Consider the following 10,638-nt stretch of genomic DNA (forward strand, 5'->3'; position numbering starts at 1 on the left):
TACAGGGTCAACCGGTGCCCGTTCGGGCGGGCAAGCACCGGGCGCTGCTGGCTGCCCTGGCACTGCGCGCCGGCCGGGTCGTCTCAATTGGTGAGTTGGTCTCGTTCCTGTGGGGCGGCGACCCGCCCGCCCGCACGCGCGGGACGTTGCAGACCTACGTCATGCGGCTGCGGCAGTTGCTGGGCGACCCGTCGCTGATCCGGACCACTTCGGACGGCTACCGGTTGGTCGTGCCGCCGGAGCAGGTGGACGTGCACCGGTTCACCACCACGGCGGGCCTGGCCCGGCAGGCCGCCCAGTCCGGGCACCTGGCCGACGCCGCCGAGCTGTACGCCGAGGCGTTGGGCCTGTGGCGCGGCCCGGCGCTGTCGGACGTGCCGTCCGAGGCGTTGCGGGAGCACGAGGTGCCGCGGCTGGCCGAGCGGCTGCTGGTGGTGCACGAGGAGCACAACGACGTCGAGCTGGCGCTGGGCAACCACGAGCGGCTGGTGCCGGTGCTGCGGTCGCTGACCACGGACCACCCGCTGCGGGAGCGGTTCTGGGCGCAGCTGATGGTGGCGCTGTACCGGGGCAGCAGGCAGGCCGAGGCGCTGGAGGCGTTCCGGCTGGTCGACCGGCTGCTCGGCGAGCAGCTGGGCATCGAGCCGGGCGGCGCGCTGCGCGAGCTGCACCAGGCGATCCTGATCGGCGACCCGAGCCTGGCCGCGCCCGCCGAACGGGCCGACCCGGACGTGCCGGACCAGCTGCCGCCGGACGTGCCCGGGTTCGTCGGCCGGGACGGGCTGGTGGACCGGATCTCCCGGCTGATCGCGCCGGACGGGCCGCGCACCGCGGTGCCGATCGTGGCGCTGACCGGCGTGCCGGGTGTGGGCAAGACGGCGTTGGCGGTGCACGTGGCGCACCGGCTGCGCGACCGGTTCCCGGACGGTCGGCTGTACGTGAACCTGCGCGGGTACGCGTCGGGGCCGGCCACGCCGGTGGTGGAGGTGCTGACCCGGTTCCTGCGGGCGCTGGGCGTGCCGCCGGAGCAGATCCCGGTGGACTCCGACGAGCAGAGCACGCTGTTCCGGTCGCTGCTGACCGGTCGGCGGATGCTGCTGGTGCTGGACAACGCCGCCGCGCCGGACCAGGTACGTCCCCTGCTGCCCGGCGCGGCGAGCTGCCCGGTGCTGGTGACCAGCCGGGACGACCTGCGCGGGCTGATCGCCGTCGACGGCGCCCGGCGGGTCGGGCTGGACGTGCTGGAGCCGCACGAGTCGCTGGCCCTGCTGGAGCGGTCCGGGCAGGCGGCGCACGAGCTGGCGCGGCGGTGCGGGCACCTGCCGTTGACGTTGCGCATCGCGGCGGCGTCGGTGGCGGGCGGTTCGGTGGCGCGGTACCTGGACAGGCTGGGCGACCGCCACCCGCTCGACCTGGCGCACGCCGCCCTCAGCCCTGCCGCGCGACGGCTGTTCGCGCTGCTCAGCGTGGTTCCGGGGCCGGATTTCAGCACCGAGGCAGCGGCGAACGCGGCCGAGTTGACCGTGACCGAGGCCGCCGCTCTGCTCGGCCGGCTGACCGCGGCGCGGATGGTGAGCGCCGACAACGGCCGGTACGCGTTCCACGACGAGCTGGCCCGGTTCGCCGCCGGGATGGCCGAAGCCGGGAACGAGGACGTGGCCGCGGCGCGGGTGCGGCTGCTGGAGTTCTACGTGCGTGCCGTGGACCACTGCGCCGAGCTGCTGTACCCGGACCTGATGCGGCTGCCGACGCCGGCCGGGCGGGCGGTGCGGCTGCCCCGGATCGAGACGGCGGCGCAGGCGCGGGCGTGGCTGGACGCGGAGCGGGCGAACCTGACCGCGGCGATCCGGTCGGCCGCCGAACGCGGTCCGGCCGCGATGTCGTGGCGGCTGGCGGACGGGCTGCGCGGCTACCTGTGGATCGGCAAGCACGTCACCGAGTGGCTGTCGACCGCGCGGTACGGGTTGGACGCCGCGCACGAGCAGCGCGACCTGGCGGGCGAGGCGGCGATGCACCAGAACCTGGGCACGCTGCACTGGCGGCTCGGCGACTTCGACACGTCCGTCGCGCACTACACGCGGTCGGTCGAGCTGCACCGGATGTCCGGCGACCTGGCGTCGGAGGCGGAGGTGCTCGGCAACCTCGGCGTGGTGCGGCTGGAGGCGGGTGACCTGGCGTCGGCGCGCAACGACCTGGAGACGTGCCTGGCGCTCAAGCGCGAGACCGGCGGGCCGCGGTCGGGTGAGACGGGCGTGCTGACCGGGTTGGGCGTGCTGGCGATCGAGACCGGTGAGCTGGCCGAGGCGGTGGACCTGCTCGGCGAGGCGCTGGCGATCAGCGTGGAGCACGGGCTGCGGGGCAGCGAGATCACCGCGTTGACGCTCTTGGGCGTGGCGTCGCAGCTCATGGGCGAGCCGCAGCGCGCGCTCGGCCACCTGTCCGAGGCGTTGCGCCTGTCGACGGAGGCGGGCTTCCGCGAGGCCGCCGCGCGGGTGTTGGAGAGCATCGCGTCCGTGCGCCTCGACCTGGGCGAACACGCCGAGGCCCTGGAGCTGGCCGACCGGGCGCTGGCCGAGTTGCGCCAGGACGGCGACCAGCGGATCACCACGAACGTGCTGGTGGTGATGGCCTCGGCGAACCGCGGCCTCGGCTCCCTGCGCACCGCCGACGAGCAGTTCCAGCAGGCCCTGACCAAGGCACGCCGGATCGGCTACCTGCCGGGCGAGGCGCGGGCGTTGGTCGGCCTGGCGGCCGTGCGCCGACTGCTGGGCCAGACCGCCGAGGCGAGGTCCCTGGCCGACCAGGCCGTGACCCTGACGTCCCGGCTGGGCCTGCGCATCACCGAACGCCTGGCCCGCACCGAGCTGACCGCCATCCACGAAGCCCTGGGCGACGACCCGGCCCGAACGTAGAACGCTCAGGCGTCGATCAAGCCGGCCAGGCGGTCGGCCAGGTCGTCCCAGCGCCAGTGCCCGGTGACCCACTCACGGCCCGCGGCGCCCATCTTCGCGGCGGTGCCGGGATCGGCCAGCAGGGCGGCGACGGCGTTGGCCACCTCCGTCACCTCACGACCGTCCACCACGCGTCCCGTCACACCGTCGCGCACGGTCTCCGGGGCACCGCCCGAACGCCCCGCCACCACCGGCAGCCCGGTGGCCGACGCCTCCAGGTACACGATCCCCAGGCCCTCGACGTCCAGCCCGCGCCCCCGCGTCCGGCACGGCATCGCGAACACGTCACCGGCGTTGTAGTGCGCGGGCAGCTCCTCCCACGGCACGGACCCGGTCAGCACCACGTGCTCGGACACCCCGACCGACGCCGCCAGCCGCTCCACCGTCCCCCGGTACGGCCCACCGCCCACCAGCAGCAACGCCGCGTCGGGCACCTGCCGCCGGATCTCCGGCAACGCCCGCACCAGCACGTCCTGCCCCTTGCGCGGCACGAGGCGCGACACGCACACCACCACCGGCCGGTCGCCCAACCCGTACCGGGCGCGGATCTCCTCCCGCGCCGACGCCGAGGGCGCGAACACCGAGGTGTCCACCCCGGACGGCAGGTGCTCCAACGCCGCCAGCGGACCGAACGCCGCCGCGAACCGGGACCGCGTGTACCGGCTCACGAACGTCACCACGTCCGCGTCCGACCCGATGCGCCGCAACGCCTGCCGCGCGCCCGGCAGCATCGACCACCCGACCTCGTGCCCGTGCGTGGACGCCACCACCCGCGACGCACCGGCGGCACGCAGCCGTGACGTCATCAACGCCAACGGCGCCGCCGCCCCGAACCACACGGCGTCACAGCGCGCTCCACGCAGGATGTCCGACGCCCGCCGCACGACGTCCGGCGTGGGCAGCATCAACGTCCCCGGGTGCCGCACCACCTCGAACGGCTGCGCCGCGTCGAACTCCGGGTGCGAGCCGGACGACGACTCCCACGACGGCGCGTACACCACGAGTTCGGGTAGTCGCACGGCCAACGCGTGCAGGTAGGCCTGGATGCCACCGGGCCGCGGCGGGAAGTCATTGGTCACCAGCAGGGTCCGACGCACGCGACCACGTTACGGGAACGACCGCCGCAGGAACTCCTGCCACCCGCGCACCAGGGCCGCGGTGTCCCCGCCGGTCACCTCCAGCAGCACGCCGTCCACTTCGGACGCCCGAACCCGCGCCAGCCGCCGGTGCAGCGCCACCAACCCCGGCTCGCCCAGCGACGACGCCAGGTACAGGTTCAGCGACCACGCTTGCTGGTAGGCCAGTTCCATCCCGGCGCCGCGGAAGTCGGCGTCCGAGGGCAGCGCCGCGGGCAACCCGTCCCGCACCCGCGCGGCCAGCAGGGGTGCGGCCTTGCGCAGCGGCACCTCGCTGCGCCGGTAGCCGACGTAGTCCGCGAACCCTTCCAGCACCCACATCGGCGCGCCGTCCACGGTCTCGCCGCGCGCCGCGATGTGCGTGATCTCGTGCCGCAGCAGCACCCGCAACGCCAACGGCGACAAGGCGCCCGCGCTGTCCGGGTTCAGCACCACGCGCTGGCCACGGGCCGTGTGCGTGTCCTGGTCGACCCCGTCCGCCACCGCGACACCCGCGATCGCACCGGTGGCGAACCCGGGCCCGACCAGCGCGACCATCTCGGCCGGGCTCGCCGGGATCAGCACGGCCACCTGCCGCGCCCACGCCTGGCCCCACACCTCGGTCACCGCCGTCACGGCGTCGTCCAGCTCGTCCAGCACCCGTGCGGCCAGCACCTCGCCGCCGGGGTGGCTCAGCACGAACCCGCCGGTGCCGGAGTGCACCTGGCACGGCCCGAAGTCCCACGGCCCGCGCCAGGTGCGCTTGCCGAGCGGTTCCAGCGCGGTGTCGGAGTTGAGGTACCAGCGGCCGTCACGCCGGGTGAACAGGTAGGCCATGGCCTGGCCGCTCGGCGCCACGTCCACGCCACCGAGCCGGTACGACAGCCGCACCCCGGGCGCCCAGGCGTCGTCGGCGGCGGGCAGGTCCAGCGCGGCGAGGTCGACCTCACCGTCCAACCGGTACTCCCACTCGGCCAGCGGCACGGCGGAGAGGTTGCGGAACAGGTCGCGCTGCCGTTGCCGGAACCCGGCGTCGGCCAGCGGGTCGAGGTCCGCGGTGAACGCCACCTCGTCACGGTCCAGCACCGCCCGCGCGCGTCGTTCGAGCAGCGCCCGGACGGCGTCGGCACGGGAGGCCGCGGCGGTGTCGGCCGAGGCCGAGGGCGCCGTCGGGGTCGCCGGGACGACGGCCGTGACCAGTCCGACGAGGAACGTCACGGCCACCAGCGCGGCCAGCACGACCCTGAAGCGGCTCACGGGCCTCCAAAGTCATCAGCAGGGCCACCCCGTGAAGGATGGCCCTGCTGAGCGACGGTTGTCAGCCCGGTCAGCCCGCGATGCGCCGCATCGCGTAGATGCTGCCGGGGTTCTCCAACGGTACGACCTTGACCGGCACGCCGTCCGTGGACGCGTGCACGACCCGCGCGTTGTCCACCGCCATGCCGACGTGGTTGCCGCCGTTGTAGATGATCAGGTCGCCCGCCTGGACCTCGCCGCGGGTGACGGGGCGCCCGGCGCCCGCCTGGCCGCCGGAGGTGCGCGGGATCGTCACCCCGGCGTAGGCGTAGGCCTTCGAGGTCAGGCCGGAGCAGTCCCAGCGGTCGGGGCCGGTCGCGCCGTACAGGTACATGTCGCCCTGCTGGTCCAGCGCGAACTGCAGCGCCACACCCGCCGCGCCCGCGGGCACGTTGGTCGCGGTGACCTTCGGGCCGGTGTTGGTCAGCGTGGTGCGCTCCTGCGAGGTCAGCCGGTTGAGCTGGTTGCGGACCTCGGTGATCTGGCCCTGCAGCTCGGTCTGCCGCTTCTTGACGTCGTCGGCGATCTTGGTCGCCTCGTCGGTCGCGGCCTGTGCGCGACCCTGGGCGTCGGCCGCCTTCTGCCGGGCGTCCTCGGCCGCGTCGACTGCGCCGGAGAGCCGTTCGAGGGACTCGTTGTTGTCCGACGCGAGCACGCCGAGCGCGGACATGCGGTTCAGGAAGTCCTGCTGGGAGTCGGAGACGAGCAGCGCCGACAGCTGGTTGAACCGCGCGCCCTCGAACGACGCCTCGGTCAGCTTGTCGACCTGGACCCGGAAGGTCTCCTCGTCGGCCCTGGCCTGGTCGCCCGCCTGGGTCGCCTGCGCCAGGTCGGCGTTGGCCTTGTCCAGCTCGACCTGGTTGGCATCGCGCTGCTCTTCGGCGCGCAGGAGTTCTTCGTTGAGCTTGGTCGCCTGCTCGGCGAGCTCGTTGTACTTCTTCAGCGCCTCGGAGGCGTTCGCGGGGGTGTTCGGCTGAGCTCCGGCGGGTACGGGCAGAACGCCCACCGCGGCAGCGGCCACCGCCGTGGCCGCCATCGCCCCGCGCAGGCCGCGCTTGAGTCGTTGCGACGCCACAGTCGCGTGTGTCTCCTTCGTCTGAACCCGCCTGCCGGTCGGGCGCGTGACGCGGCCCGACACACCTCATGTTGCGAGATTCCCGGCTCGGCTCCCCGACAGGCCGATTCGGCGGTGAACCCGCGTCGCGGCCCAGGTTGGACCACTGCCCGCCGCGAGATCTCGGCCAGGTTACGAAAAGTGAGCCCCGGAGTCCACTAGCGGGGCAGTGAAATCACGGCGAGTTCACCTTTGATCCCGAACGGCCTAGCTGTGACCTGGCCGTGTGACCGCCGGTGGTGTTAAAAACACGATCTGCGTCACACCCGGCCCAGGCGGGCCAACAGCACCGCCGACGGCACCGGGTGCGCACCCCGCCGCCGGACGGAATCGGCCACCGCCCGGTCGGACGTCACCACGACCACCGGACGGCCCTCGGGCTCGGCGGTCACCAGCGCCCGGATCACGTCGTCGGCCAGCACGCCCGGATCGCTGAACAACACCCGCACCCCGCGCGGCGCGGACGTCGGCACGGCCACCACGCCGGCGCCGTCGAACACCAGCGTCACCTCCGCGCCGGTGCGCGCCGCCAACACGGCCAACTGGTGCACCAGCCGGTCCCGCTGGTCCGACAGCGACAGCTCCGGGTAGCCCGTCTTGGTGACGTTGTAGCCGTCCACGATCAAGTGCACGGCGGGCAGCGCCAACAGCCGGTCCAACGCCGCCGGGTCCTCCACCCGGCCGACCGCGCCCTGCGCCGCGCTCGCGCCGCGCACGAGGTCCGCCGGCCGCGGACCCGCGCCACCCAGGGCGAGCTCGCGGCGCAGGCCGTTCACCGCGCCGTCCAGCGTGTCCACCAGCAGGGCCAGCCGCACCTCGTCGGCCTGCCGCGCCTCCTTGGCGGACTGCCGCGCCACCTCGGCGTCCGACTCGGCCCGCTGCGCCTTGGCGCGCTCGTGCTCGGCCCGTTCCCGTTCGCGGTCCCGTTCGGTGGTCAGCCTGCGCAGCTCCGCCTCGGCCTCGGCGCGCACCCGTTCCGCCTCGACCGCCGCCGACTCGGCCCGGTCCTTGGCCTCGCGCAGCCGCACGCCCTGCTCGCGCAACCGTTTGCGCAACCGTTCCAGCTCGGCCTCGGAGGCTTCGCGGATCTTGTCCACCGCACCGCCCGCCTCGGCCCGCTCCGCCTTGAGCCGCTCCAGCTCCACCTCGAGCCGTTCGGCCCGCTGCACGGCCAGGTCCCGCTCGGACCGCAGCGCCGCGTCCGCCGCGCGCCTGCCGACCAGCTCGATGAAGTGGGACGCGACCTCCTCGCCCTGCAGGATCGCCGCCGCGCCCGCCGCGACCGGGTCGGGCGAGGTCACCTCGAGCACCGCCGGCCGGTTGCGCCGCAGCCACTCCACGACGGCGGCCCGGAAGTTCGCCGAGGACTTCAACCCGCCGATCAGCGCCGGCGCACCCAGCCGCGCCCGCTTGGTCGGCGCGAACCGCGCGACCGCCCGCAGCGACTGCGGGATGTCCACCTTCGCCAAGTCCCCCAACGCGTCCGCGCTCAACTCCGCGAGCCGCGCGCGCAGCGCCTCGGGCAGGGCAGACCAGTCCACAGTGGACTCGACGGCCTGGGCGGGTTCCAGGTCGTCGACGCCATCCGGGGGCTCGATCGGGTCTTGCACCCGTACAGGCTAGCTGTGCTGGATTGCGCCGCTGTGTTCGATCACCGCAGCTCCGCACCCGCACCTCATCCCGTGGGCCTCGCCCGCGAGGTCGACTTCCAGGCGACCTCGCCCGCGACGCCGGAGGCGGCGCAATCCAACACTGTCGGTGGTGGTCGCTACGGTGCGCGGCGATGACTACTCAGCTCACGTTCGACGAACTGGGCACACCGCTGCGCGAGACCACGTTCGTCGTGTTCGACCTGGAGACCACCGGCGGCCGGGCGGACGAGGACTCGATCACCGAGATCGGTGCGGTGAAGGTGCGCGGCGGGCGGGTGATCGGCGAGTTCGGCACCCTCGTCGACCCCGAGCGGGGCATCCCGCCGCAGGTCGTGGCGCTGACCGGGATCACCCAGCTGATGGTGACCGGCGCGCCCCGGCTCGCCACGGTGCTGCCCGCGTTCCTCGAGTTCGCCGCGGGCGCGGTGCTGGTGGCGCACAACTCCGGCTTCGACGTCGGGTTCATCAAGGCCGCCTGCGCCCGGCACGGGTACACGTGGCCCAAGCCGACGGTCGTGTGCACGGTGAAGCTGGCCCGCCGGGTGCTCAGCCGGGACGAGGCGCCCAGCTGCCGGCTCTCGGCGCTGGCCCACCTGTTCGGCGTGTCCGTGCAGCCGAACCACCGGGCGCTCATCGACGCCCGCGCGACCGTCGAGGTGCTGCACCACCTGCTGGAGCGGGTCGGGTCGGTCGGCGTGCACTCGCTGGAGGAGCTGGTCGCCTACCTGCCCGAGGTGACCCCGGCGCAGCGGCGCAAGCGGACGCTCGCCTCGCACCTGCCGTCCACCCCCGGCGTCTACCTGTTCCGCGGGCCGTCCGAGGAGGTGCTGTACGTCGGCACGGCGTCCGACCTGCGACGACGGGTGCGGCAGTACTTCACCGCGAGCGAGGGCCGCAAGCGGCTGCGGGAGATGGTCTCGCTGGCGGTACGGGTGGACGCGGTGGAGTGCGCGCACCCGCTGGAGGCGGAGGTGCGGGAGCTGCGGCTGCTGACCGCGCACAAGCCCGCCTACAACCGCCGTTCCAAGAACCAGGGGCAGGCGTGGTGGCTCGTGCTGACGGAGGAGGCGTTTCCACGCCTCTCCGTGGTCCGCACGCCGCGTGAGGGTGCGCTCGGCCCGTTCCGGTCCCGGCGGTTGGCCGAGACGGCGCTGGAGGCGATGTTGGAGGCCGTGCCGCTGCGGGCGTGCTCGATGCGGATCCCGGCGCGCAACGCCTCCGCCACGCCGTGCGCGCTGTTCGAGCTGGGCCGGTGCGAGGCGCCGTGCGCGGGACGGCAGTCGGTGGACGACTACTCCCCCGCCGTTTCCGCGTTCCGGCAGCTGGTGGCCGGGGCGGATGTGGCGCCGTTGCGCGGGCTGACCGCGCAGATCGACGCGCTCGCGCTGGCCCACCGGTTCGAGGACGCGGCCACCCGCCGTGACCGCATGTCGTCGTTGGTGCGCTCGTTGGACCGGGCGCAGCGGCTCGCGGGCCTGGCCGCGTTGCCCGAGGTGGTGGCCGCGCGTCCGGACGGGTCCGGCGGGTGGGAGTTCGCCGTGGTGCGGCACGGGCGGTTGGCGTCGGCCGGGGTGGCGCGGCGCGGCACGCGGCCGATGCCGGTGGTCGACGCGCTGGTGGCGTCGGCGGAGACGGTGGTACCGGGCGAGGGCCCGCTGTTCGGCGCGCCCGCCGAGGAGGTCGGGGTGGTGCTGAGGTGGATGGACCGGCCGGGCACGCGGCTGGTCTACTGCGAGCGCCCGTGGACGTCGCCCGCGTTCGCCGCCGGCGCGTGGCGCGAGTGGGTGGCACGCGCCGAGGCCGGTCGCGACCAGTACCGGGTGGCGGGCCACTAGCATGTGGTCGGTCGAGACCCCCGACGACTTGTGGAGGACCGCTGTGATCACCGCGATCGTGCTGATCCAGGCCGCCGCCGAGACCATCCCGGACGCGGCGCAGGCGATCGCCGACATCGAGGGCGTCACCGAGGTCTACTCGTGCGCCGGCGACGTCGACCTGATCGCCCTGGTCAAGGTCGCCCGGCACGAGGACCTCGCCGACCTGGTGCCCGGCCACATCTCCAAGGTGCCCGGCGTGCTGAACACGGACACCCACATCTCGTTCCGGTCCTACTCGAAGCGCGACACGGACGCGGCCTTCGCCATCGGCCTCGAAGACGCCTGACCGGTCCCCGGGTCAAGCCGCGCGCGACAACTCGGCGAGCGCGGTGTAGTCGACGTCGGTGAGGCCTTGGCGCGGGTCGACCCGGTGCAGCTGGGCGGCGCCTCGGTGGTGCTCGCCCACCCACGCCCGGTCGGTGTCGGTCGGTTCGTCGTCGACCCGGGCGAACGCACGCCCCGCCGCCCAGCCGACGAGGGCGCGCGTCGTCCAGTGCAGACCGGCGCACACGTCCCGCTCCTCGTCCTCGGACGGCTCCGGCCACGCCACGACCGGCAACGGCGGCAGGCCGAGGCGTGGCGAGGACGCGAGAAGGCCCCGCACCCGTGAACGGGGTGCGGGGCCTTCTCCGA

At 74.1% G+C, this 10,638-nt stretch carries 8 protein-coding genes; 3 read left to right on the forward strand and 5 right to left on the reverse strand.

The window, feature by feature from the left end:
• Positions 1-14 precede the first annotated feature (14 nt).
• On the forward strand, positions 15-2,912 hold the full coding sequence (locus B0I31_RS09125) for an AfsR/SARP family transcriptional regulator (protein WP_181320072.1): 2,898 nt from the start codon (positions 15-17) through the stop codon (positions 2,910-2,912).
• A gap of 5 nt (positions 2,913-2,917) precedes the next feature.
• On the opposite strand, the gene B0I31_RS09130 is transcribed toward B0I31_RS09125, so the two are convergent.
• From B0I31_RS09130 to B0I31_RS09150, 4 genes are all read right to left on the reverse strand, one after another.
• A complete protein-coding gene (locus tag B0I31_RS09130; RefSeq protein WP_106614906.1) occupies positions 2,918-4,048 on the reverse strand; it encodes a glycosyltransferase family 4 protein in 1,131 nt (376 codons plus the stop codon).
• 9 nt (positions 4,049-4,057) lie between these two features.
• A complete protein-coding gene (locus B0I31_RS09135) occupies positions 4,058-5,323 on the reverse strand; it encodes a hypothetical protein (RefSeq protein WP_146173785.1) in 1,266 nt (421 codons plus the stop codon).
• A gap of 70 nt (positions 5,324-5,393) precedes the next feature.
• On the reverse strand, positions 5,394-6,437 hold the full coding sequence (locus B0I31_RS09145; RefSeq protein ID WP_106614909.1) for a C40 family peptidase: 1,044 nt from the start codon (positions 6,435-6,437) through the stop codon (positions 5,394-5,396).
• A gap of 299 nt (positions 6,438-6,736) precedes the next feature.
• A complete protein-coding gene (locus B0I31_RS09150; RefSeq protein WP_181320073.1) occupies positions 6,737-8,086 on the reverse strand; it encodes an NYN domain-containing protein in 1,350 nt (449 codons plus the stop codon).
• A 173-nt stretch (positions 8,087-8,259) separates the two neighbouring features.
• Between B0I31_RS09150 and B0I31_RS09155 the strand changes: the two genes are divergently transcribed.
• Both B0I31_RS09155 and B0I31_RS09160 read left to right on the forward strand, forming a co-directional pair.
• Positions 8,260-9,963, forward strand: a complete 1,704-nt coding sequence (locus tag B0I31_RS09155) for a DEDD exonuclease domain-containing protein (protein WP_106614910.1) — start codon at positions 8,260-8,262, stop codon at positions 9,961-9,963.
• A 43-nt stretch (positions 9,964-10,006) separates the two neighbouring features.
• A complete protein-coding gene (locus B0I31_RS09160) occupies positions 10,007-10,291 on the forward strand; it encodes an Lrp/AsnC family transcriptional regulator (RefSeq protein ID WP_053718754.1) in 285 nt (94 codons plus the stop codon).
• Between the two features lie 12 nt (positions 10,292-10,303).
• Here the strand turns inward: B0I31_RS09160 and B0I31_RS09165 are convergent, their stop codons facing one another.
• Positions 10,304-10,609 (reverse strand): hypothetical protein, encoded by a 306-nt coding sequence (locus B0I31_RS09165; RefSeq protein WP_106614911.1) that lies wholly within the window; start codon positions 10,607-10,609, stop codon positions 10,304-10,306.
• Between the last annotated feature and the right edge of the window lie 29 nt (positions 10,610-10,638).

This window comes from Saccharothrix carnea, assembly GCF_003014735.1.
Lineage (GTDB): Bacteria > Actinomycetota > Actinomycetes > Mycobacteriales > Pseudonocardiaceae > Actinosynnema > Actinosynnema carneum.

Bases quoted from the DNA above. Each gene is read 5' to 3' on its own strand.
- B0I31_RS09155 (WP_106614910.1), top strand. From the start codon at position 8,260: ATGACTACTCAGCTCACGTTCGACGAACTGGGCACACCGCTGCGCGAG.